The sequence below is a fragment of the Acidocella sp. genome, assembly GCF_036489515.1.
GTDB lineage: Bacteria > Pseudomonadota > Alphaproteobacteria > Acetobacterales > Acetobacteraceae > Acidocella.
In genome coordinates, this window is the sequence record NZ_DASXFO010000096.1 from 1 (window position 1) to 22,943 (window position 22,943).

Consider the following 22,943-nt stretch of genomic DNA (forward strand, 5'->3'; position numbering starts at 1 on the left):
GACGGCGTCAGCGACTTCGATCCGGCTAGCACCAGAGAGTACCATGTTCACGGCGACGCGTCGCAGTTCGGCCTGTGTCGATGCAGGGAGTTTGCGGAAATCACGATCGATGGGCATGCCTATGTGATAGCAGCCCACGTCTTATTATGATACCTATTTGCCCGTCCAGTTAGTAGCAAAGTTTTTTTGCTTCTTTTGGTTCACAAAAAGAAGTCTTCCTCTTCGCGCTTTAGCTCGCTGTGCTTGACCAGCCCTGAGCACAGAAGATGCCTTCTATGTTGTGAAATACCCGCGCAAATGCTAAACGGGTGGCAATCATAAATTAAAATGTGAGGGAATCGCCATGCTCGATGCAGCCATTGCTCCCATTTCCGGCGGCGCGGTTACGGGATTTTCGTTCAAGCCGCGCTACGACAATTTTATCAACGGCAAATTCACTGCCCCGGTCGGTGGTCAGTATTTTGATAATGTATCGCCGATCACGGGCCATGTTTTTAGCCAGGCCGCGCGGTCGACCGAAGCCGATATTCAGCTGGCGCTTGATGCGGCTCACGGCGCCGCCGGAGCTTGGGGGAAACGGAGTGTGGCGGAACGCGCCCTGATCCTCAACCGCATGGCCGACATCATGGAGCAGAATCTGGATCTGCTCGCCTATGTCGAGACGGTCGACAACGGCAAGCCCATTCGCGAGACCACGCTGGCGGACATTCCTCTCGCCATAGATCATCTGCGCTATTTTGCGGCCTGTGCGCGGGCGCAGGAAGGTACGCTTTCAGAGATCGACGAGACGACCATTGCCTATCATTTTCATGAGCCGCTCGGTGTCGTGGGGCAGATCATCCCGTGGAATTTTCCGATATTGATGGCGATTTGGAAGCTGGCGCCAGCGCTCGCCGCGGGGAACGCTGTCGTTCTGAAGCCAGCGGAACAGACGCCGATCAGCATCATGGTTCTGGCTGAGCTCATTGGTGATTTGCTTCCTCCGGGCGTTCTGAACCTCGTCAACGGGTTCGGTCTGGAAGCGGGAAAGCCCCTGGCGTCTTCCAATAGAATCGCCAAAATTGCCTTTACCGGCGAGACCACGACGGGAAGGCTGATCATGCAATATGCAAGCCACAACCTGATTCCCGTGACGCTCGAACTGGGGGGAAAGTCGCCCAATGTTTTCTTCGCCGATGTGATGAATGAAGATGATGAGTTCCTTGATAAAGCGGTCGAAGGGCTGCTTCTGTTCGCCTTGAACCAGGGAGAAGTCTGCACGTGCCCGTCGCGCGCGTTGATTCAGGAGAGCATTTACGATCGTTTCATGGAGCGCGTTCTACAGCGCGTCAAAGCCATCAAACGGGGAAATCCGCTTCATGCCGCCACGATGATCGGGGCGCAGGCGTCCAGCGAACAGATGCACAAGATTCAGTCTTATATCGATATCGGCAAGCAGGAGGGTGCGGAACTTCTGATCGGCGGCGGCCGGCCGGCGATGGATGCCGAACTGTCTGACGGGTTTTATGTCGAACCGACGGTCTTCCGGGGACAAAATAAAATGCGCGTGTTCCAGGAGGAAATTTTCGGGCCGGTTCTCGCCGTTGCGACATTTAAAGACGAAGCCCAGGCTCTGGAGATGGCGAATGACACGCTCTATGGCCTGGGGGCAGGGGTGTGGTGTCGGGATGGCGCGCGGGCCTATCGGATGGGCCGTGGTATCAAGGCGGGGCGGGTTTGGACGAATTGCTATCATCTGTACCCGGCACACGCCGCGTTTGGCGGCTATAAGCAGTCCGGGATCGGGCGTGAGAACCATAAGATGATGTTGGACCACTACCAGCAAACCAAAAATCTTTTGGTCAGTTATAGCCCGAACGCGCTCGGCTTTTTTTAAAATGACACCAAAGATGGCGCCGCCGGAGCGCGTCGTGGCGACGGAGGCGGCACTGGCGCTCATCGCGCGGCTGCGGCAGGGGCATGGTCAAGTCCTCTTCCATCAATCGGGAGGATGTTGTGACGGCTCTTCACCCATGTGCTTTGCCGCGGACGACTTTGTCGTCGGACCGGATGATGTTCGGCTCGGTGAGATTGGCGGCGCGGCGTTCTTTATGAATCCTTCGCAATTCGCGTACTGGCGGAATACTCAATTGATCATCGACGTCGTAACCGGGATGGGCGGGATGTTTTCGTTAGAGAACGGAACAGGCCTGCGTTTTCTGACGCGATCAAGGGTGTTTTGTGAAGACGAATTGGCGGCGCTGAATGGAACAACGTAAGCGGCCGCTTTTTGAAAAAAGCGGCGCAAAAACTTTTGGCTATGCTGGGCCATGGGCGGTGTCGGAGACAGCGCCCATGGCCCAAACTAAGAAAGTTTTTTTGCTACTTTTTGTTCACAAAAAGTAGCCTTAACCCTTACTAACCGTTTCCAGAGACCTACGTGTTGCCGTGATGGTGAAAGGCAATAGCACGGCGGTTAGAAATCCCGTGACGGCCATAAACAGGAACACGGTGGTGAAGCCAGAGGAGATCCCGCCCCAGGAATAGACCGCGAGCGCTATGATCGGACCTAGGGCTCCTCCGAGATGCCCGGCCCCGTCTGTAAGCGACACGCCGGTAGCGCGTGCGCGGGTTGGGAAGCTTTCCGCCGTCAACGTGTACATGAGGGGCAGGAAGAAGCCGAGCGATCCCGCGAGCAGAAAGACCGAGACATAGATCAGCAGCGGCGAGCTGGCGATCCCGATACCGATGAAGCAAGCGGTCCACAGGATCATGCCGGCGAGGATCGTGTGCTTGCGCTCGAACGTGTCACCGATCGCGGTTGCGATCAGCGAGCCGGCCGGATAGCCAATCGAGCTCGTCAGCAGGAAGAGGATACTGTGTGTGAGCGTGTAGCCACGGGCGACGAAGAAGGTGGGGCCGAGGCCAAGCCATGTATAGGTGCCGATATACCAGACAAACCACAGGGCGAAGAGCAGCAGCACGCGGCCGCGGAAAGGCGGGCGAAACAATGCCGCGGTCGGGAAGCCTTGCGCGTGGACTTCTGCGGCCACCTCGATCGGGGGCGGCAGCGTATCGCCGATGCGTGCCCGCACGCGTTTCTCAGCCGCTGCGACCACGGCGGCGGCATCGACGTGCCGACGCTTGCTGAGCAGCCAGCGGGGTGATTCCGGAATCCAGGGGAATGCCAGCAGAGTGAGGCCGCCGAATGCGCCGATCAGAAACATCGCGCGCCATCCCCAGGCGAAGTTGGGCACAAGGCCGAGCGCCACTACGGGCACGACGCCCTGGCCGATCATCGCGAACACATTGGCGAGCGCCGTGTAGCGGCCGCGCACGGCGGCCGGCGCCATCTCGCCGATATAGGCGGAGATCACCGCGATCTCGGCGCCGATCCCCATGCCGGTGACGAAGCGGCCGATCACCATCGATTCCAGGTTAAAGGCGAAGGTGGTGACGATACAGCCGCAGCTGAACAACAACGTTGCCGTCATGATGCCGCCCTTGCGGCCGATGGCATCGGAGAAATTGCTGTTCAGCCAGGAGCCGATCACGTAGCCGACGAGGCTCGCCGTGATCGGTAGTGCTGCCTGGCCTTGGCTGAAATGCAGGACCTTGCTGAACACCGGAAGCCCGAAGGCGACGTTGGTGATGTCGAAGAAGGCAATCAGATAGCCGATGCCGACGACCCACAGCACGGCGCTCGGGTAGGGCCAGACGGGCAATCGGTCGAGGCGGGCAATGAGATCCTTTTCGAGATCGTCCCGCGATGCATCTATTTTCATGGTACGTTTCCAGGTCGTTTGATTTGTTTATTTATTTGTTTTTTTGTTGCGTCGCCCGGAGGGGCAGCCGGCCGAACGCGTAAAGGCTAGCTCGTAATTAGGCTGGTCCGACCCCGCTTTATTCGAAGAGGGACGTCGCGCGGTTCAGGCGGTCGAGTGCCAGCACCGTGTCGGCGAGTCTGGCCGCACCGTCTGGCCCCAGCACGCCACCGGCAAGGCCTGCGAACTTGGCGCGCAATTCGGCTTCGTTAAGGAAATTCGCGGGCTCGCCTTTCGGCACGATCACTGTCTTCGTATAGATTTCCTGGCCAGCCTTCACCGTAAGCTTGCCGGACATGTTGGCGGGGAATTCTGCCTCGATCTCGGGATCGTTCTCGCAAGCGATCTTCTGCATCAGCGTGCGGATCTCCGGATCGTAGAGGCCCTGATAGCTGTCCCATCCCATCTTGCCGGTCGCCAGTGCCGTGGCGATCACGAAGGGGCCGCTGAATTGGGCATCGACGATATTGGCGGGGTTCAGCTTCTTTTCAGGAGGCTCGCCCACGAGCAGCATTCCGGCATGCGAAATTCCGAGCGTAACGGAGTCGATGTCTTCCGGGCGCAGCCCATGCGCTTCGCGGAGCGCCAGTGCTGCATCGATGCCCGCATGGCCCCAGCGGCAGGACGGATAGGGCTTTACGCCGGTGAGCATCAGTTCCCAAACGGTGCCGAGATCCTGCACGACGCGGTCGGGTTCGGGCGCGGGCGCGTAGGCGCGCAGGAAACCATGCTTGCCTTCTATCGGCTCCGCCGCGCCCTTGAACCCTTCACGTGCCAGCATGGCGGCGACGAAGCCGGCCATGCCTGCCCATCCGACCTGGAACCGCTTCGTCCACGCGCCATTCGCGAGGAATTGCAGGCTACCGGCGGCTTGGCTGAGCGCAATGCCGAAGGCGGATGCCGTGGCGGCGGCATCAAGGCCGAGCACGCGCGCCGCGGCGGCGGCAGCGCCGAACGCACCGCAGGTCGCGGAGGGGTGGAAACCGCGCTCATAATGGGCGCCAGGCGGGAGGGCGCGGGCGATGCGGAGTGCCGCCTCGTATCCCGCGACGATGCCAACGAGCGTGTCTGCGCCGGATGCGCCGACGATCCCCGCGGCCCCCAACGCAGCCGGCACGATGGGAGCCGCGGCATGCACGATGGCGGCGGCATGGGTGTCGTCAAAATCCAGGGAATGCGCCAGGGTCGCGTTGAGCAGCACGGCACCGGCTGGCGCATAGCCTTCCGGATCGCCGAAGACGCGCGCCTCGCCCTTATCGAGCCCGATGGCTTTCACGGCCGCCAGCAAGGCGGGCGTGCTTTCCGAATCGTGGCGCGCCCGCACGATATTGCCGACACAGTCGAGCACGAGCATCCGTGCCCGCGCCGTTACCTCCGCCGGAATCGCGTCGGCGGAGAGCGTGGCTACGAAGTTCGAGAGCCGATCCGTTATTGTCATGACATTTTGCCTTCCGTTTCCTCAGCGATCACCAGCGCGCTTCCGCCTCCATGGTACGCGTGCCCTCTCCGTTCTGGATCCACAGAGCGAGCCCCGAATCTGTTTCCTTCGCGCAGAGCCGGAACGGCATGAAATCAAACAGCGGATGAAGGCCGCGGAACGTGAAGCCGCGCGGCGCGCTTTTGCGGAGGGAGGCGGCGTATTCCAGCAGCAGCGTCGCCTGCAGCGGGCCGTGGACGACCAAGCCCGGATAGCCTTCTTCCTCTGTCACGTAGCTGCGGTCGTAATGGATCCGATGGCCGTTAAAGGTGAGCGCGGAGTAGCGAAACAGCAAAGTCGGGCTTGCCTTTGTGTCGTGGTGCCATGTCGCGTCCGCGGGCGGAGCCGGCAGCGGCACCGCTCTTGCTCCAGGCACATCTCCCTTTGGGCCGAGCGCACGATAGACGATGTCGTGCCGCTCCGTGATCGCAAGTCCGCGCTCCGTGGAAATCTCGTGATCCACCGCGACGAAGCAGAGCACGCCGGTGCGGCCTTCCTTCACCACCACATCCGCGATGCGCGAGCGCCGTTCCACCACGTCGCCGACGTGCAGCCGATCCTCGAAGTGAAGCCTACCGCCCGCCCACATCCGGCGCGGCAGCGGGACGGGCGGCAGGAAGCCGCCGCGTGCCGGATGCCCGTCCGGCCCCAACAGGCATGTCTTCGCGATCGCCGGGGCGAGGCACCAATGTATGGCGAGCGGGGCGGCCTCTCCCTCCACCGGGGCTTCGCCGTCATGGTCGAAAGTTGCGTGGAACTCCTGGGCGAGGCGTAGCGAGACCACGTCGCGTGCGGTTTCGCTTCGTCCGATCCAGCTTTGCAGCAGATCGACATCGAGTTTCGGCGTATCGGTCATGGGTCTTTCTGTTCGTCGCGGCGAGCGGAAGAGTTGGAAGCGAATTCCGCAAGCACGTCTTTGGTATGCTCGCCGATGGCGGGTACCGGCCGATAGCTGCGCGGCTCGCCGATTTGGATCGCCGCAGGCGCCGGAAAGGATACCGGGCCGGCGTCCGTCTGCACTTGGATCCGGCGCAGATGCGGATGATGGGAAAGGGCCGCCATGTCGTTCAACTCGGCGAAGGCGATATCGGCTTTCATCAAGCGCGCGATCAGCATGTCCGCCGACAGGATGCCGAACACGGCGGCGACCGCTGCGTCAGTCTCCGCGCGATGCTGCACCCGCGCGACGTTGGAGGCGAAGCGCGGGTCCTCCGGCATGCCGGCGGCGCCGAGCACGTCCTTGCAGAAGACGCGCCATTCGCGCTCGCTCTGAATCGAGATGAGCACGCGCCGTCCATCCGCCGTGGCGAAGACGCCGTAGGGCGCGATCGAGGGATGGGCGAGACCGACACGCTGTGGCGGCTTGCCGGCTTCGGTATTGAGGAGCGGCACGGTGAGCCAGTCTGCCATGACGTCGAACATTGACACCCGGATATCGGCGCCCTGGCCGGTCCGCCCGCGCACGATCAGGGCTTCGAGGATCGCGGCATGGGCGGTCGCCCCCGTCGCGATGTCGACCAGCGATATGCCCACGCGCGCCGGCTCGCCAGGGCCGCCGGTGATGGAGGCCAGACCTGATTCCGCCTGGATCAGCAGGTCGTAGGCCTTGCGGGCGGCGAGGGGGCCCTCCTCGCCGTAGCCGCTGATCGAGCAGCAGACAAGTGCCGGGTGCTCCTGCCGCAGCTGTTCGATGGGAAAGCCGAGCCGCGCCATTGCGCCCGGCTTGAGGTTCTGCACCAGAATGTCCGCATGTGCGATGAGGGCGCCGAGGTGCCGGCGTGCCACCTCTTCGCGCAGATCGAGCACCAGGGATTCCTTGCCGCGATTGAGCCACACGAAATAGGAGCTGCCGGCCGGCGTGGCGTCATCATAAAAGCGCGCGAAATCTCCTTCCGGCCGCTCGATCTTGATCACCCGCGCACCGGCATCGGCAAGCCGCGCTGTGCAAAAGGGGGCGGCGACGGCCTGCTCAACGGTGACGACGATCAGGCCTGCAAGTGGTTCGTTCGCCATCAATAGGACCGGGGCATGCCAAGCACGTGCTCGGCAAGGTAGCTGAGGATGAGATTCGTCGAAATCGGCGCCACCTGGTAGAGGCGCGTCTCGCGGAATTTACGCTCCACGTCATATTCCTCTGCAAAGCCGAAGCCGCCATGGGTCTGCACGCAGGCTTCCGCCGCCTCCCAGGAAGCCTCGGCGGCGAGCATCTTCGCCATGTTCGCCTCGGCACCGCAATTCTGCCCCGCCTCGAACAGTTCGGCCGCCCGCTGAACCATCAGTTCGGCCGCCCGCATCCGGGCGTAAGCCTTCGCGAGCGGGAACTGGATGCCCTGGTTCTGGCCGATGGGACGCCCGAACACCACGCGCTCGTTCGCATAAGCCGTGGCCTTGTCGATGAACCATTTCGCATCGCCGATGCATTCGGCGCCGATCAGGATGCGCTCGGCGTTCATGCCCGAGAGGATATAGCGAAAACCTTTGCCTTCCTCGCCGATCAGATGGTCCGCAGGCACGCGGACATTGTCGAAAAAGACCTCGGTCGTCGCGTGGTTCATCATCGTGCGGATCGGCCGGATCGTGAGCCCGGCCTGTTTCGCGTCTCGCATGTCGAGCAGGAAAACGGACAATCCGTCGGTGCGTTTCTGCACCTGCTCCCGCGGCGTGGTGCGCGCCAGCAGCAGCATCAGGTCTGAGTATTCGGCGCGTGAGGTCCAGATCTTCTGGCCGTTGATCACGTAGTGATCACCCTCGAGGCGTGCGGTGGTTTTCAGTGCCGTTGTATCCGTCCCGCTGCTCGGCTCCGTCACGCCGAAGGCCTGGAGGCGAAGTTCGCCGCTCGCAATTTTCGGCAAATAGCGGCCTTTCTGCGCCGCGTTCCCGTGCCGCAGCAGGGCGCCCATGATGTACATTTGAGCGTGGCAAGCCGCGCCATTGCAACCCGCATGGTGGACCTCCTCGAGGATCGCCGCGGTGGCCGAAAGCCCGAGCCCGGAGCCGCCATATTCCTCCGGGATGAGAGCAGCGAGCCAGCCGCCTTCGGCGAGCGCCTGGACGAATTCGGCCGGGTAGGCGCCCTCGCGATCGAGCGCGCGCCAATAGGCGCCGGGGAAGCCCGTGCAAAGCTTGCGTACTTCCTCGCGAATTGCGACGTGCGGATCCTCGTTGAGCATTGTCTCGGCGTTGGCCAATATTTTCTTCCTCGGCTTTATAGCTGCCCCGCGCTGCAGATAGCTTACGAAAACGCGGTATTGGTGATTGCTTGGGGTATTTATCGTTTATGGCTTTGTAGTTGAAAAATAGATAATTATTCTATGAGCTATTGTTTTATTGTCTAGCTCCGATAGGTGAAGCATGGATATCCGCCAACTTCGCTATTTCATGGCCATCGTCGAAGCACGCTCCTTTTCGCGCGCGGCAGAGCAATTGCACGTTGCACAGCCGGCGCTGTCCCAGCATGTGCTGGCGATGGAGGCGGAGCTCGGCGTGCCGCTGCTCCATCGCGGCGCACGTGGCGTGGCGCCGACCGAGGAGGGGCTTCGCCTGCTTGATCGCGCCCGACTCATCGATGCGCAGCTTGCAGCGCTGCATGATCATGTACGCGGCCGTGAGGCACAGCCGAGCGGCGAGGTGCGGTTTGGCATGCCGGGCACGGTTAGCGAGCAGCTCGGGGTGCCGCTGATCGAGACCGCACGCCGGCAGTATCCTGAGGTTCGCATCCGGATCGCCGAAGCGATGAGCGGCTTTGTGCTTGGCTGGCTGCGCGAGGGTACGGTGGATATCGCCATGCTTTACAATGTGGCGGACGAGAAGGGACTCGCGATGCACCAGGCGCTGACCGAGGAGATCAGGCTTTTCGGCAGGCCGGGCATGGAGGGCGCGCCGAGCGGGGCGGAGGTGTCTCTGGAGACCGCACTCGGGTTGCCGCTGATCGTGCCCAGCCCATCGCACGGCCTGCGCAACCTGATCGATGCCGGAGCCCTTTCGATCGGCAGACACGTCGCCCCCGCGATCGAGATCGATTCATACCGCCAGATCAAGCGTCTTGCGGTACGGGGGCTTGCCTTCGGCCTCCTGCCGGCGATGGCGATTGACCAGGAGGTCCGCGACGGCACTTTCCGCTCCTGGAGCATTTCGGGGCCCACGCTGGTTCGTCGCATCTTCCTCGGGTATCGGACCGACCGCCCGTTATCTGCCGCTGCCCGAGCGGTGGGGCAGCTCAGTTGGACGATTTTGAGGGACATGGTGCACACCGGAGCCTGGGACGCGGTCTGGACGGATCGTGACGATCTCCGGTTCTAGAGCAAGGGTAGCAAAAAACTTTATTACTCTGGGCCATGGGGTGTGTCGCCGACAACGCCCATGGCCCAGCATAGTAAAAATTTTTGCGCCGCTTTTTTCAAAAAGCGGCCGCTTGCTGTCTGCAACCCGCGGACTTCTTGCTTGACAGGCGCAGGACGTTCATGTGTCTATCTTCTTACCAAAACCAAATAACAATGGCGAAGACCGGGGCCATCATGACGCGTACAACGCGCGACCGGATCGGCATTATTCACCTGCACCATAACAAGAACAAATCAGGAGGAATTGGATGGATCACAAGGGTATTGGCCGTGAGTTGCGCGATCCGACGCGTCGGCATTTTATCCGCGCGGCTACCGTAACCGCTGGTGGTGTCCTTGCCGCACCTTTCGTCCTCCGCCACGCCTTAGGCGACGTGCCGGCGCATGTGTTGAAAATGACGATGTCGGATGTCAGGGCACATCCGGTTTATCCCGTATTGAACCAGTTCTCTGCTGACGTCCTGCGCCGCACCAACGGCGCGGTCGAGATCAAGGTCTATGGCGCCGGAGAGCTTGGTAGCCAGAACAATGGCCTGACGGGCATTCAGACGGGAATCACGGATCTCGTCTGCACGACGACCGGCTACATCGAGACGATCTACCCGCAGGTCGCGGTGCTCGATCTGCCCTATATCTTCCGGACCAGCGCGGAGGCCGAGGCCGTGCTCGACGGTCCCGTCGGGACGAAGCTGTTTTCGCTCTTCCCGGCCAGGGGCATCTATGGGCTCAGCTGGGGAGACTGGGGCTGGCGGTCTGTCACCCATGTCACGAAATCCGTCCCTGAACCTGCGGATATTGTCGGGACCAAGATCCGCGTCCAGCCCGGCGCGATCTACGCTGCGACATATAAGACGCTGCACGCGACTCCCGTCGTGATCGATCTCTCGGAGACCTACCTTGCCCTCTCGGAGCATGCCGTGGACGCGGTCGAGCTGCCGATGATCTCGCTGGTTGCCGGAAAATTCTATGAAGTCGCGCGGCATGTGAGCCTCACAAATTTCGTTTACAACGCTGGTGCCATTCTGGCGGGCAAACGCTCCCTCGACCGCCTCGAGGCCTCCTATCAGACCGCGATCCGTGAGGCCGCGCTGGGGATTTCGCCGGTCTGGCGCACGACCGTGCAGCAGAGCACGCAAGACGCGATCGCGCTCGTGAAAAACAAGGGTGGCACCGTCGTGAATGTCGATCAGGCCGCTTATGCGAAGGCTTTGCAGCCCGTCTACACGGCGTATGACCCGATCGTCGGGGAGGATCTGGTACGAGAAATCCGGAGCCAGATCGGCGCGGGCTGATACCGGCGATGTCAGGCGCGGCGGCATCCCTGCCGACGGCCCGCGATGCGGGGCCCGTCGCGCTCATGGTCTCGCGCGTGGCCGCCGTGCTCTGTCTGATCGCGCAATTGATCGCTGCTGCCGGGCTGATCATAGAGCTCCTGGTGGTGTTGTTCACGATCACCGAACGCAGCCTGTTCAGCAGTTCGGTGCTTTGGAGCGATGAAGCTTCGCGCCTCGCTTTGTCCATCATCACCTTCATTGGCGGCGCAACCGCCTATCGTGGCGCTCACCACACTTCGATCCGGCTCATTACCGATCGGGTCACGCCCGGAGCAAGACGCACCATTGCGATAGCGATCGAATGGCTCGTCTTCACCGTCACGGTTGCCATCGCTTGGCAATCGGTCGGGCTGTTGGAGACGAGTTGGCCTGACCTGACGCCGATCCTGCAGATCAGCGTCGGCTGGATCGCGCTACCGATCACAATCGGTATGGGCCTGATCGCGATTTTCGCGCTCGAGCGACTGCTCATGGCGTATCCGCCGTGGGCGGTCCTGCGCGTGGGCGCCGCCGTTAGTCTTCTCGCCGCTGTCGCTTATGTCTATGGCGACACGGCGGTCTTTGCGAATAACCCGAACCCGTCTCTGGCCGGCATGATCCTGATCTTCATCACCGCGATCCTGCTCGGCATGCCGGTCAGCTTCGGAATGCTGCTCGCGGGCATGAGCTATCTCGATCTCGTCGACATGGCGCCGCTGGTCGCCGTGCCGCAGTCGATGGTGGACGGCACCGGAAACTTCGTATTGCTCGCCTTGCCGTTTTTCATTTTCGCCGGGTTGATCATGGAGCGCGGCGGGATCAGCCTGCGCCTCGTGCGTTTCGCGATGGCGCTGGTCGGGGGTATGCGCGGCGGCCTGCTGCAGGTCATCGTTGTCACGATCTATCTGGTTGCCGGTGTTTCAGGATCCAAGGTCGCCGATGTGGCGGCGGTGGGGCCGGTCGTTCGTGGCGAGCTCAAACGCCAGGGCTATCGCGAGGCGGACGGGGCGGCCGTGCTCGCCGCCGCGGCCGCCATGAGTGAGACGATCCCACCAAGCATAGCCATGCTTGTGCTGGGCTCAGTCACGCCGATTTCGATAGGCGCGCTCTTCATCGCCGGCCTGATCCCTGCCGCAGTGATCGCGCTCTGTCTGATGGCGCTGATCTATGTCATCGCCCGACGTGGGCCCGAACGGGACGTGCGGACATCACCTGGGCAACGCCTGAAGGCTGCGCCGGGCGCGATCCTGCCACTGATCATGCCGGTTGCGATGGTCGCCAGCATCAAAGGGGGCATCGCGACGCCGACGGAAGCGTCATCGCTCGCGGTGGTCTATGGCGTCGCCCTGTCCGCGCTGGTCTACCGCGCCTTGTCGCCGCGTCAGATGCTCAATCTCGCGGTCGAATGCGGGAGCGTGGCTGGCATGGTCCTCTTCGTCCTCGCCTCGGCGTCGTCCTTCGCCTGGGTGCTGACCGCGGCAAACCTCCCCCAGGAGCTGATCGCGCTTCTCAGCGGTCCGCATCAGAGCCGGCTGATCTTCATGGCAGGGTCCGTCCTGTTATTGATTGTCATCGGCTCGCTGCTTGAGGGTTTGCCCGCGCTGATCATTCTGGCGCCGCTGCTCCTGCCGATTGCGACCGGCATGGGAATCGACGCGGTGCAGTATGGTATCGTCCTGATCCTTGCCATGGGGGTCGGCGCTTTTATCCCCCCTGTCGGCGTCGGCTTCTACGTCTCCGCTTCCGTCGCCGGCAGTGATCTTGAATCCGCAGCCCGAGCCATGGCGCCCTACGCGGTTGTGCTCGTGTGCGCTGTCCTGCTGATTGCCTTCGTGCCAGCCATCACGCTGGGCGTACCGGCGTTGTTCGGCTCGCATTGAGGAAGCGGCCGCTTTTTGAAAAAAGCGGCGCAAAAACTTTTGTTATGTTGGGCCATGGGCGTTGTCGGCGACAACGCCCATGGCCCAGATTAGTAAAGTTTTTTTGCTACTTTTTGTTCACAAAAAGTAGTCTTCTCTTGCAACTCCCGCGTCATCGCCTCGCGCATTTTGAATTTTTGGATTTTGCCGGTAACCGTCATAGGCATTTCCTGCACAAAGCGGATATGGCGGGGGATTTTCGGGTGCGCGATCTGGTCACGGCAGAAATCGCGCAATTCCTCAGCCTCCATCTTCTCGCCCTCGCGCAGGATCACCCAGGCGCAGAGTTCCTCGCCATAGAGCGCGTCCGGCACGCCGAACACCTGCACATCCTGGATTTTGGGGTGGCGGTAGAGATATTCCTCGATCTCGCGCGGGTAGAGATTCTCGCCGCCGCGAATCACGATGTCCTTGATGCGCCCGACAATCGTGCAGAAGCCGTCAGCGTCGATGGTCGCGAGGTCGCCGCTATGCATCCAGCCTTCCGCGTCCTTGGCCTGGGCGGTCTGCTCCGGTTCGTCCCAATAGCCCGTCATCACCGAATAGCCGCGAGTGCACAGCTCGCCCGGCGTGCCGCGCGGAACAATGTTGCCTTCCGGGTCGATCAGTTTGACCTCAAGATGGGGGTGGATGCGCCCGACGGTGGTGACACGGCGCTCCAGCGGGTCGTCAGGCCCGGTCTGGAAGCTCACCGGGCTCGTCTCGGTCATGCCGTAGCAGATGGTGAGGTCGCGGATATGCAGCCGGTCCACCACCTTGCGCATGATCTCGATGGGGCAGGGGCTTCCCGCCATGATCCCGGTCCGCAGATGGCTCGGCGCGAATGTGTCGAAGCGCGGATGATCGAGTTCGGCGATAAACATGGTGGGCACGCCGTAAAGCGCTGTGCAGTGCTCATCCCGGGCGGTTTGCAGGGTGGTGAGAGGATCGAACCCCTCGCCGGGATAGACCATGGCGGCGCCATGGGTGACGCAGGCGAGATTGCCCATGACCATGCCGAAGCAATGATAGAGCGGCACGGGGAGGCAGATACGATCCTGCGATGTCAGCGCCATGCCGCGCCCGACGAAATAGCCGTTATTGAGAATGTTGCGATGGCTGAGCGTCGCGCCCTTGGGCACGCCGGTGGTGCCCGAGGTGAACTGGATGTTCGCGGCGTCGGTCGCGGAAATATGGGACGTGATGCGCGCCAGGCCACCCAAGCCAGCCTCGCGCCCGGCAGTTTCCAGTGCCGTGAAAGAGATTGCGCCCGGCATGATCGTCTCGCCCATCTGCACCACCAAGCGCAGATGGGGCAGGCGCGCGGCATGCAGGGCCCCCGGCGCGGCGCCGGCCAGCTCCGGCGCCAGTGCGGCGACCATGGAAGGATAGTCACTGCTCTTGAAGGGCGGGGCAATGACGAGGGCGGCCGTTCCCACCTTATTCAGGGCGTATTCAAGCTCGGCCAGGCGGTAGGCGGGGTTGACCGTGACCAGGATCAGCCCGGCCTTGGCGGCGGCGAACTGGATGAGGGCCCATTCCGCGCGGTTCAGTGACCAGATGCCGATGCGGTCGCCCGGCTTAAGCCCCATGGCCAGCAGCCCGGCGGCGATGGTCTCGGCCCGCACCCGCAAATCGTGCCAGCTCATCCGCACCGATTGCGCCGGGCAGACCAGTGCGTCCTGCTCGGGCCAGGTGGTGGCGGCAAGGTCGAGCGCCTGGCCGATGGTGATTTCAAGCAAGGGCGGCTCGCTGCCGCCGCGTACATAACTTTCCGTCATCCGAGCTGGCTTTTCAAAGTGAAGTAAGCAGCCGCTTTTTGAAAAAAGCGGCGCAAAAACTTTTATTATGCTGGGCTATGGGCGTTGTCGGTGACAGTGCCCATAGCCCAGGTTAGCAAAGTTTTTTTGCTACTTTTTGTTCACAAAAAGTAGCCTTACTCTTCGCTGTTCCGCGCCAGCATTTTATACGCCTGTTTCAGATGGGGCAGGTCGAGCATTTTCCCGTCCAGGGCCACCACCCCCGCGCCGGGGTTGGCGGCGAAGAGTTCCACCACGCGCGCGGCGTAGGCGAGCTCGGCGGGGGAGGGGGTCATGACCTCGTTGATAATCGGGACCTGCGCGGGATGAATGGCCAGCATGGCGCAGAACCCCTCGCGCCGGGCGGCGGCGGCATAGTGGCGCAGCCCGGCCTCATCGCGGAAAGCGGGGTAGACGGTCTCGATGGCCGGAACATTGGCGCTGGCGGCGCCGGCCAGGCAGAGGGAGCGGGCGAGGCGGCACAGGTCGTTCAGCGATCCGTCCGGATTACGGCTGGCGGTGGCGCCTATGGCGGCGGGAAGGTCCTCCGCCCCCCAGGTGAGTCCGGTCAGCCGCGCGCTTGCCTGGGCGTAGGTGCCGAGATTGAAGAGCGAGGCCGGGGTCTCGGTGGCGATGGGCAGGATGCCGGTCTGGCCCGGCGGCAGGTTCGATGTGGCCTCCAGCGCATCGAGATAATGCGCGAGCGTCACCACATCGGCCGCGGACTCCGCCTTGGGCAGAACGATGCCGGCGGGGCCAGCCCGCATCACGGCGGCGAGGTCCGCCAGAGCGAGCCCTGAGCCCAGCGGGTTGATGCGTACCCACAAGGCCGCCTTGCCGCGCGCCTGGGCCAGGGTGGTGGCGGCGATGGTGCGGGCTTCCTCCTTGCGGGCCAGGGCGACGGAGTCTTCAAGGTCGAGGATCACCGCATCTGCCCCGGCATTCTGCGCTTTGGCGATCTTGGCCGGGGCGTCGGCCGGAACGAAAAGCCAGGAGCGCGGTGTCATTGCGGCAGCCTTTGCAGCAAGGCGGTGCGCTTGCACTTGCAGACCAGCTCGTTGCGCTGGTTGTACATACGGTGGGTGAAGATCACGATGCCCGCATTGGGACGGGATTTGCTCGCGCGCTTCTCCGCCACGGTGGTCTCAGCCCGTAGCGTATCCCCCACGAACACAGGCAGGGGCATGACGACCTCATCATAGCCCAGATTGGCGATCAGCGTGCCCAGCGTGGTGTCGCCGACCGAGAGCCCGACCATGAGCGAGAAGGTGAACAGCCCGTTGACCACGATGCGCCCGAACTCCGTGGCGCCGGCATATTCGGCGTCCAGATGCAGCGGCTGCGGGTTGTGGGTGAGCGTGGTGATGAGGAGATTGTCGGTCTCCGTCACGGTGCGGTGCGGATCGTGGCGTCGTGTGACGCCGATCTCGAATTGCTCGAAATACTGTCCGGCCATGGTTTACGCTCCAGATTTCAGGTGCAGGAGGAGGACGCCCTCGGCCACGCGTGCGCCGGGGCTGGCGTTGAGTTCGTCGACAATGCCGTCGCAGGGGGCATTCAGGGTCATTTCCATTTTCATAGCCTCCATCACCAGCAGCGGCGCGCCCCTTTGCACGGTATCGCCCGCGGCCACGGCCACGGAGAGAATATGGCCCGGCATGGGGGCGTGCACCGCACCGTCGCTCATGGCGGTATCCTGGCCGGTGTCATCCGCCGTGACCTCGCCAAAGGCGAAGGCGCGGCCCGCATCGAACACGACCGTCTCGTCACCGTAATTGGCCGTGGGCAAAGAGGACGGCGGGAGCGGTGGGTGCAGCGCGATATTGTGCCTGTGCCCGCCGCATTGCAGGCGCAGCTCGACGCGCGGCGCGGCGTTGAGGCGGAAGCCAAGCAGACCAAGCGGGGTGTGGTGTGCCGCCAGCCGAGCCCGGGCGGCGGCCTGCAGCACCTTCTCGCCAGGTTCGGCATCGCCCAGCAAAGCGGGCAGATGGGTTTCGATAAAGCCCGTATCCAGCGCGGCGTTCAGGAATGCCTCATGCCGCAATGTGCGCGCCAGGAACGCAGCATTTGTTTTCACCGGCCAGATCTGCACGCCGGCACAGGCCTCGGCCAGGCGCTGGGCGGCGGCGGCCCGGCGCGGCGCGTGGGCGATGAGTTTGGCGATCATCGGGTCGTAAAAGCCGGTGACCTCGTCGCCCTGCTGCACGGCGCTGTCGATCCGCACGCTTTGGCTGGGGAGGTGAAAATGCTCGAGCCGCCCGGTGGATGGCAGGAAGCCGGTATCTGGGTTTTCGGCATAGAGCCGGGCCTCGATGGCATGGCCGGAGAGGGTGATCTGCTCCTGGCGCAGCGGCAAGGGTTCACCGGCGGCGACGCGCAGTTGCCACTCCACCAGATCTTGCCCGGTCACGGCCTCGGTGACCGGATGCTCCACCTGCAGCCTTGTGTTCATCTCCATGAACCAGATTTTGTCCGCGCGCAGGCCGGATGAGGCGTCAGCGATGAACTCGACCGTTCCGGCCCCCTCGTAATCCACCGCCCGTGCGGCCTTCACCGCGGCGGCGCAGAGCGCGGCGCGGACCTCGTCGCTCATGCCGGGGGCAGGGGCTTCCTCGATCACCTTCTGGTGGCGGCGCTGGAGCGAGCAGTCGCGCTCGAACAGGTGCACGACATTGCCATGGGAATCGCCGAAGACCTGCACCTCGATATGGCGCGGGCTTGAGACGTAGATCTCCAGCAGCACGCGGTCATCGCCGAAGGCGGCTTGCGCCTCGCGGCGGCAGGAGGCCAAAGCGGCGGCGAAATCCTCCGGGCGGTCCACCCGGCGCATGCCCTTGCCCCCGCCTCCGGCGACGGCCTTGATCAACAATGGATAGCCGACGCGCTCGGCCTCGGCGGCGAGAAGCGTGTCGGCCTGATCCTCTCCCAGATAGCCGGGCGTGGTCGGCACGCCGGCTTTCATCATCAGCGCCTTGGCGGCGTCCTTCAGCCCCATGGCGCGGATGGAGGCCGGGCGCGGCCCGACCCAGCCCAGCCCGGCGGCAAGAACGGCTTCGGCAAACGCCGCGTTCTCGGCGAGGAAGCCGTAACCGGGATGGATGGCCTCCGCCCCGCTGGCGTGCGCGGCGGCGAGCAGCTTGTCCGGCACCAGATAACTCTCTTGCGCCGGGGCCGGGCCGATGGCGATGGCCGCATCGGCCTCGGCCACGAACAAGGCGGTGGCGTCAGCGGCGGAATAGACCGCGACGGTGCGGATGCCGAGGCGGCTTGCGGTGCGGATGATGCGGCGGGCGATCTCGCCACGGTTGGCGATGAGCAGGGATGAGAACATGGTGCTTACATCCGGAACAGGCCGAAGCGCTGCGAGCTGGCAATGGGCGCGTTGAGGGCGGCGGAGATGGCAAGGCCGAGCACGTCGCGGGTTTGCGCCGGGTCGATCAGGCCGTCATCCCACAGCCGGGCGGTGGCGAAATAGGGGCTGCCCTCTTCTTCGTATCGCGCCCGGATGGGGGATTTGAAGGCCTCCTCCTCCGCGGCGGACCAGCTGCCGCCTTTGGCCTCGATGCCGTCGCGCTTCACCGTGGCCAAAACACTGGCGGCCTGCTCGCCCCCCATGACCGAGATGCGGCTGTTCGGCCAGGTGAAAAGGAAGCGTGGGCCGTAAGCCCGTCCGCACATGCCGTAATTGCCCGCGCCGAAACTGCCGCCGATGAGCACGGTGAATTTCGGCACGCTGGCGGTGGCCACGGCGGTCACCATCTTGGCGCCGTCCTTGGCGATGCCACCGGCCTCGTATTTGCCGCCGACCATGAAGCCGGAGATGTTCTGCAAAAATACCAGAGGCGTGCGGCGCTGGCAGGCGAGTTCAATGAAATGTGCCGCCTTCTGCGCGCTCTCCGAAAACAGCACGCCGTTATTGGCGAGGATGGCCACAGGATATCCCCAGATACGGGCAAAGCCGGTGACGATGCTGGCGCCGTAAAGCGGCTTGAATTCGTGCAGGGCGGAGTCATCGACGATGCGGGCGATCACCTCCCGCACGTCGTAGGGCGCGCGCACATCGGCGGGGATGATGCCGTACAGCTCCTCCGGGCTGTAGCGCGGCGGCTTTGGCGCGGCGATGTCGATGTCCACCTGCTTGCGCGTGTTCAGCCGGGCGACGATGTCGCGCACGACGGATAAAGCATGCTCGTCTGTGGCGGCGACATGGTCCACCACGCCGGATCTGCGCGCATGCGTGTCGGCCCCGCCAAGTTCGGTGGCGCTGATGACCTCACCCGTGGCGGCCTTCACCAGCGGCGGCCCGGCCAGAAAAATCGCCCCCTGGCTCTCCGCCCCGCCGCCGCGCACGATGACGGTCTCATCGCTCATTGCCGGCACATAGGCGCCGCCGGCCGTCGAGAGGCCCATGACACAGGCGATCTGCGCGATGCCGCTTGCGCTCATATTCGCCTGGTTGAAGAAGATGCGGCCAAAATGCTCCTTGTCGGGAAACACCTCGGCCTGGTGCGGCAAATTCGCGCCGCCGCTATCCACCAGATAGATGCAGGGCAGCCGGTTCTCCGAAGCGATTTCCTGGGCGCGCAGATGCTTCTTCACCGTGAGCGGGAAGTACACACCGCCTTTCACCGTGGCGTCGTTGGCGAGGATCATCACCTCCCGCCCACTCACCTGGCCGATGCCGCAGATGAGTCCGGCGGCGGGGGCTTCGTCGTCATACATGCCGTGGGCGGCGAGCTGGCCGATTTCCAGAAACGGCGCGCCGGGATCGAGCAGAAGCTCCACGCGCTCACGCGGCAGCAGCTTGCCGCGCGCGATGTGGCGCTGGCGCACCGGCTCCGGCCCGCCCAGCGCGGTGGCGGCAATCGTCGCGCGCAGCGTGGCGGCGAGGGCGCAGTTAAGGGCGGCGTTGCGCTGGAAGGCGGCGGAGCTGGTGTCGATGGCGCTCGTGAGGTGCGTCATACGCCGATCAACTCCCGGCCGATGAGGAAGCGGCGGATCTCGCTGGTGCCGGCGCCGATATCGTAGAGCTTGGCGTCGCGGACCAGGCGCTCAACGCCCGTCTCCTTCAGATACCCCGCCCCGCCCAGGGCCTGGATGGCCTCCAGCGCCACGCGAACGGCATTCTCGCTGGCGAGCAGGATCGCCCCCGCGGCGTCAAAGCGCGTGATCTTGCCGGTATCGCAGGCGCGGGCCACGGCATAGACATAGGCGCGCGCGGCGTTGAGGGCGACATACATGTCGGCGATCTTGCCCTGCATGAGCTGGAAGCTGCCGATGGCGCGGCCAAACTGCTTGCGCTCGCGCACATAGGGCAGCACCGCATCCAGCGCCGCCTGCATGATGCCGAGCGGCCCGCCGGCGAGCACGGCACGCTCGTAATCCAGCCCTGACATCAGCACGCGCACGCCGCCATTCAGCTCGCCCATCAGGTTTTCCTCGGGCACCTCGCAATCCTCGAAGATCAGCTCCCCCGTGTCCGACCCGCGCATGCCCATCTTGTCGAGTTTTTGGCCGGTGCGGAAACCCTTGAAGCCGCGCTCGATGAGGAACACGGAGATGCCGTTGGGCCCGGCTTCCGGTGCGGTTTTGGCGTAGACCACCAGCACATCGGCGATGGGGGCGTTGGTGATCCAGAATTTCGTGCCGTTGAGAACATAGCGGTCCCCGCGCTTTGCAGCTCTCAGCTTCATCGAAACGACGTCCGACCCGGCCTCGGCCTCGGACATTGCGAGCGCGCCGACATGCGCGCCGGAGATGAGCTGAGGCAAATAGCGGCGCTTCTGTTCCGGCGTGGCCCAGCGGCGGATCTGGTTGACGCAGAGATTCGAGTGCGCGGCGTAGGAGAGGCCGACTGCGGCGGAGGCGCGGGAGATTTCCTCCACCGCCAGTACATGCTCGAGATAGCCCAGTCCTAGCCCGCCGAATTCCTCTTCCACGGTGATGCCGTGCAGGCCGAGCGCGCCCATCTCGGTCCAGAGTGAACGGTCGAAATGGTTCTCGGCATCGATCCGCGCGGCCTGCGGGGTGATGCGGTCGGCGGCAAAGCGGGCAGTGGCGTCGCGGATCGCTTCGGCGGTTTCGCTCAGGCCGAAATCCATCTGTGGGTCGGAGGCCATCCGCATTTCCTCGTTATGTTTTTTTGTCGAGGCTAGCTTATCAGGATCGCCGAGAGGGAAGACTTCTTTTTGTGAACAAAAAGAAGCAAATAAACTTTATTATGCTGGGCCATGGGCGTTGTCACCGACAACGCCCATGGCCCAGCATAACCAAAAGTTTTTGCGCCGCTTTTTTTAAAAAGCGGCTACTTTCTTTCTAATGTGCCAGGGCCGCCGGTTCGTCCGCCGCCTCGTTTGTCGCGACGGTACGCAGCGGCAGGTCCCGCATCCCCAGCGCGATCGCCACCGCGATCGCCATCACCACGGCGCAAGCCAGGAACGCCAGATGGAAAGCGTCCGCCAGCGCGACATGCACCTGCGGGACCATCGCCGCCGGGACGTTGGCGAGCGCGCCGTGGTGTTGGCGGATCTCGCCCAGGTCGATATGCGCGGTGATGCCGAACGCCACCAGATGCGCAGCGAAGCCGCTGGCGAGCAGTGCGCCCACCATCGTGCTTCCGAACGCGCCGCCCATGGAGCGCAGGAACAGCAGGCAGCCGGTTGCAGCGCCGATATCCCGCCGCTCCGCCGCATTCTGCGCGGTCACGAGGCAGTTCGGCATCACCAGCCCGAGAGAGGCGCCCAGAACGGTCTGGTAGAGCATCAGCAAGAAGCGTGGCGTGCTGGCGCTCAGCAGCGTGAGGAGCCCGAAGCCGAGCAGGCACCCCAGCAGCCCGACGACGAGGATCGCCTTCATCTTCCCGTGCCGGCGCGCCAGCCAGCCGGCGATAATCGACGCGACACAGTTCGCCCCCAGGAAAGGCGCCAGCAGCGCCCCCGACATGGCCGCGTTCGCGCCGTCCACAAGCTGGAAGTAGAGCGGCAGCAGGAAGGTGCCTCCGAACAGGCCAAATGCCCCGCAGAAGGCGATGGCCACGCTGCATACGAACACCGAATTGGAGAACAGGCGCGGCGGCAGCAGCGCATCCGGAAAGCGGCGCTCCTGCCAGATGAGCGCCATCATGAACACAAGGCCGACCGCGGTCAGTTCGAGGATCGGCGGCGCGGTCCACTTCATCTCCACCCCGCCCCAGCTGAGCACCAGCAACCAGGCGCTGACCGAAACGGTCAGCAGGACAGCGCCTGTCCAGTCGATGCGCGCCTTGCCGCCCCGCGTCGGCAGCAGCCGGAGTGAGCGATCGCACAGCAGCATCGCCACCAGCGCGATCGGCAGGTTGATCCAGAAGATCCAGCGCCACGACAAGCTGTCAGTGACCCAGCCGCCGATCATCGGTCCCGCAACCGAGGCAAGTCCCCAGGTCGAGGCCATGTAGCCCTGATAGCGCCCACGCTCGCGCGGGCTGACCACGTCCGCGATCGCCGCCTGCGCCATCGCCATCAGCCCTCCGCCCCCGATTCCCTGCAACGCGCGGGCGATCACAAGCTGGGTGAGGCTGCCCGCCATCGCGCACAGAACCGAGGCGGCCGCAAAGATTGCCAACCCCACCAGCAGCAGCTTGCGCCGCCCATAGATGTCGGACAGCTTGCCGTAGATGGGCGTGGCCGCGGTGGAGGTCAGAAGATAGGCGGACACGATCCAGGCGAGATGGCTGAACCCGTTCAGGTCGGCGGCGATTGCCGGCACGGCGGGAATCACTACCGTCTGGTCGATCGCGGCAAGGAAGATGCAGAGCAGGATTCCGCTCAGGACCTGGAGGATTTGCTGATGGGAAAAACGCGGCAGATCATCGTATGTCGGCATGGCAGTCCCTGGTCCTCCCGCGCGGCGTTGAATCCGCCGTGTCTATCTCTCCTTGCATCTACCTCAGACCAGCGCATGCAGCCACGCGTTAGGCTCAACCCTGCTGCGTGACGGTTCGAAGAGGTGTTGAAACTGCCGGAGGGTCACTGGAAGCGCGTGATCGTGTTCCAGCTTTTCGGGGGGCGCGTCCTGCGGCTTTTCGATCTTGAAACGGCAACGAGCTAACATTCAGCCGATGAGACAGACGTTCTGTCCAAATAAAGACCAAAGCTGCCGTGATCGTCTACGAAATACACCAATGTTCTCCTTTTAAGCTCCGTTATTCCGAATTGTTAACAAATATGGACAAACGGTGAACATTCACTAAATGCCCGACTTCATGCCCGCAGGCGCCCGCGCTCCGGCGCACCAAGGACACGGGCACGCCGCCGCCGAAAACCGTTTTGAGAAAAA

Annotated in this window: 17 protein-coding genes; 5 read left to right on the forward strand and 12 right to left on the reverse strand. The window is 63.4% G+C overall.

From position 1 onward, the window contains the following. The first annotated feature begins 343 nt into the window (after positions 1-343). Both adh and VGG47_RS14110 read left to right on the forward strand, forming a co-directional pair. A complete protein-coding gene (gene adh, locus VGG47_RS14105) occupies positions 344-1,876 on the forward strand; it encodes an aldehyde dehydrogenase (RefSeq protein WP_331539650.1) in 1,533 nt (510 codons plus the stop codon). 13 nt (positions 1,877-1,889) lie between these two features. Then, on the forward strand, positions 1,890-2,258 hold the full coding sequence (locus VGG47_RS14110) for a DUF779 domain-containing protein (RefSeq protein WP_331539652.1): 369 nt from the start codon (positions 1,890-1,892) through the stop codon (positions 2,256-2,258). Positions 2,259-2,387: 129 nt separating this feature from the next. Here the strand turns inward: VGG47_RS14110 and VGG47_RS14115 are convergent, their stop codons facing one another. The 5 genes from VGG47_RS14115 to VGG47_RS14135 all read right to left on the reverse strand — a co-directional run bounded on the left by VGG47_RS14115 (position 2,388) and on the right by VGG47_RS14135 (position 8,450). Further along, positions 2,388-3,764 (reverse strand): MFS transporter, encoded by a 1,377-nt coding sequence (locus VGG47_RS14115; protein WP_331539654.1) that lies wholly within the window; start codon positions 3,762-3,764, stop codon positions 2,388-2,390. Positions 3,765-3,882: 118 nt separating this feature from the next. Beyond that, a complete protein-coding gene (locus VGG47_RS14120; RefSeq protein WP_331539656.1) occupies positions 3,883-5,241 on the reverse strand; it encodes an MmgE/PrpD family protein in 1,359 nt (452 codons plus the stop codon). A gap of 28 nt (positions 5,242-5,269) precedes the next feature. Continuing rightward, on the reverse strand, positions 5,270-6,136 hold the full coding sequence (locus VGG47_RS14125) for an FAS1-like dehydratase domain-containing protein (RefSeq protein ID WP_331539658.1): 867 nt from the start codon (positions 6,134-6,136) through the stop codon (positions 5,270-5,272). Then, positions 6,133-7,293 (reverse strand): CaiB/BaiF CoA transferase family protein, encoded by a 1,161-nt coding sequence (locus VGG47_RS14130; RefSeq protein ID WP_331539660.1) that lies wholly within the window; start codon positions 7,291-7,293, stop codon positions 6,133-6,135. The genes VGG47_RS14125 and VGG47_RS14130 overlap by 4 nt, the downstream gene beginning before the upstream one ends. Continuing rightward, positions 7,293-8,450, reverse strand: coding sequence for an acyl-CoA dehydrogenase family protein (locus VGG47_RS14135; protein WP_331539716.1), 1,158 nt, complete (start codon positions 8,448-8,450; stop codon positions 7,293-7,295). Before VGG47_RS14135 ends, VGG47_RS14130 begins: the two co-directional genes overlap by 1 nt. 181 nt (positions 8,451-8,631) lie before the next feature. Here VGG47_RS14135 and VGG47_RS14140 point away from each other — a divergent pair, with 181 nt between their 5' ends. From VGG47_RS14140 to VGG47_RS14150, 3 genes are all read left to right on the forward strand, one after another. Beyond that, a complete protein-coding gene (locus tag VGG47_RS14140) occupies positions 8,632-9,579 on the forward strand; it encodes a LysR family transcriptional regulator (RefSeq protein WP_331539662.1) in 948 nt (315 codons plus the stop codon). Positions 9,580-9,868: 289 nt separating this feature from the next. After that, positions 9,869-10,912: a TRAP transporter substrate-binding protein gene (locus VGG47_RS14145; protein ID WP_331539664.1), complete on the forward strand. Its 1,044-nt coding sequence runs from the start codon at positions 9,869-9,871 to the stop codon at positions 10,910-10,912. An 8-nt stretch (positions 10,913-10,920) separates the two neighbouring features. Further along, on the forward strand, positions 10,921-12,813 hold the full coding sequence (locus VGG47_RS14150) for a TRAP transporter large permease subunit (RefSeq protein WP_331539666.1): 1,893 nt from the start codon (positions 10,921-10,923) through the stop codon (positions 12,811-12,813). Between the two features lie 89 nt (positions 12,814-12,902). Here the strand turns inward: VGG47_RS14150 and VGG47_RS14155 are convergent, their stop codons facing one another. From VGG47_RS14155 to VGG47_RS14185, 7 genes are all read right to left on the reverse strand, one after another. Next, positions 12,903-14,612: an AMP-binding protein gene (locus tag VGG47_RS14155; protein WP_331539668.1), complete on the reverse strand. Its 1,710-nt coding sequence runs from the start codon at positions 14,610-14,612 to the stop codon at positions 12,903-12,905. Between the two features lie 155 nt (positions 14,613-14,767). Beyond that, on the reverse strand, positions 14,768-15,637 hold the full coding sequence (locus tag VGG47_RS14160) for an HpcH/HpaI aldolase/citrate lyase family protein (RefSeq protein ID WP_331539670.1): 870 nt from the start codon (positions 15,635-15,637) through the stop codon (positions 14,768-14,770). After that, positions 15,634-16,086 carry a MaoC family dehydratase gene (locus tag VGG47_RS14165; RefSeq protein ID WP_331539672.1) on the reverse strand — a complete coding sequence of 151 codons (453 nt, stop codon included), beginning with the start codon at positions 16,084-16,086 and terminating at the stop codon, positions 15,634-15,636. The genes VGG47_RS14160 and VGG47_RS14165 overlap by 4 nt, the downstream gene beginning before the upstream one ends. A 3-nt stretch (positions 16,087-16,089) precedes the next feature. Beyond that, positions 16,090-17,961 carry an acetyl/propionyl/methylcrotonyl-CoA carboxylase subunit alpha gene (locus VGG47_RS14170; RefSeq protein ID WP_331539674.1) on the reverse strand — a complete coding sequence of 624 codons (1,872 nt, stop codon included), beginning with the start codon at positions 17,959-17,961 and terminating at the stop codon, positions 16,090-16,092. A 5-nt stretch (positions 17,962-17,966) separates the two neighbouring features. Continuing rightward, complete coding sequence (locus VGG47_RS14175; RefSeq protein WP_331539676.1) at positions 17,967-19,592, reverse strand: carboxyl transferase domain-containing protein; 1,626 nt, start codon at positions 19,590-19,592, stop codon at positions 17,967-17,969. Continuing rightward, positions 19,589-20,749, reverse strand: a complete 1,161-nt coding sequence (locus VGG47_RS14180) for an acyl-CoA dehydrogenase family protein (RefSeq protein ID WP_331539678.1) — start codon at positions 20,747-20,749, stop codon at positions 19,589-19,591. The genes VGG47_RS14175 and VGG47_RS14180 overlap by 4 nt, the downstream gene beginning before the upstream one ends. Positions 20,750-20,945: 196 nt before the next feature. Beyond that, positions 20,946-22,490: an MDR family MFS transporter gene (locus tag VGG47_RS14185; RefSeq protein WP_331539680.1), complete on the reverse strand. Its 1,545-nt coding sequence runs from the start codon at positions 22,488-22,490 to the stop codon at positions 20,946-20,948. Between the last annotated feature and the right edge of the window lie 453 nt (positions 22,491-22,943).

What these genes read in the sequence shown, in the direction of transcription:
- adh (WP_331539650.1), top strand. Translation starts at nt 344, where the DNA reads ATGCTCGATGCAGCCATTGCTCCCATTTCCGGCGGCGCGGTTACGGGA.
- VGG47_RS14110 (WP_331539652.1), top strand. Translation starts at nt 1,890, where the DNA reads ATGGCGCCGCCGGAGCGCGTCGTGGCGACGGAGGCGGCACTGGCGCTC.
- VGG47_RS14115 (WP_331539654.1), bottom strand. Translation starts at nt 3,764, where the DNA reads ATGAAAATAGATGCATCGCGGGACGATCTCGAAAAGGATCTCATTGCC.
- VGG47_RS14120 (WP_331539656.1), bottom strand. Translation starts at nt 5,241, where the DNA reads ATGACAATAACGGATCGGCTCTCGAACTTCGTAGCCACGCTCTCCGCC.
- VGG47_RS14125 (WP_331539658.1), bottom strand. Translation starts at nt 6,136, where the DNA reads ATGACCGATACGCCGAAACTCGATGTCGATCTGCTGCAAAGCTGGATC.
- VGG47_RS14130 (WP_331539660.1), bottom strand. Translation starts at nt 7,293, where the DNA reads ATGGCGAACGAACCACTTGCAGGCCTGATCGTCGTCACCGTTGAGCAG.
- VGG47_RS14135 (WP_331539716.1), bottom strand. Translation starts at nt 8,450, where the DNA reads ATGCTCAACGAGGATCCGCACGTCGCAATTCGCGAGGAAGTACGCAAG.
- VGG47_RS14140 (WP_331539662.1), top strand. Translation starts at nt 8,632, where the DNA reads ATGGATATCCGCCAACTTCGCTATTTCATGGCCATCGTCGAAGCACGC.
- VGG47_RS14145 (WP_331539664.1), top strand. Translation starts at nt 9,869, where the DNA reads ATGGATCACAAGGGTATTGGCCGTGAGTTGCGCGATCCGACGCGTCGG.
- VGG47_RS14150 (WP_331539666.1), top strand. Translation starts at nt 10,921, where the DNA reads ATGTCAGGCGCGGCGGCATCCCTGCCGACGGCCCGCGATGCGGGGCCC.
- VGG47_RS14155 (WP_331539668.1), bottom strand. Translation starts at nt 14,612, where the DNA reads ATGACGGAAAGTTATGTACGCGGCGGCAGCGAGCCGCCCTTGCTTGAA.
- VGG47_RS14160 (WP_331539670.1), bottom strand. Translation starts at nt 15,637, where the DNA reads ATGACACCGCGCTCCTGGCTTTTCGTTCCGGCCGACGCCCCGGCCAAG.
- VGG47_RS14165 (WP_331539672.1), bottom strand. Translation starts at nt 16,086, where the DNA reads ATGGCCGGACAGTATTTCGAGCAATTCGAGATCGGCGTCACACGACGC.
- VGG47_RS14170 (WP_331539674.1), bottom strand. Translation starts at nt 17,961, where the DNA reads ATGTTCTCATCCCTGCTCATCGCCAACCGTGGCGAGATCGCCCGCCGC.
- VGG47_RS14175 (WP_331539676.1), bottom strand. Translation starts at nt 19,592, where the DNA reads ATGACGCACCTCACGAGCGCCATCGACACCAGCTCCGCCGCCTTCCAG.
- VGG47_RS14180 (WP_331539678.1), bottom strand. Translation starts at nt 20,749, where the DNA reads ATGGCCTCCGACCCACAGATGGATTTCGGCCTGAGCGAAACCGCCGAA.
- VGG47_RS14185 (WP_331539680.1), bottom strand. Translation starts at nt 22,490, where the DNA reads ATGCCGACATACGATGATCTGCCGCGTTTTTCCCATCAGCAAATCCTC.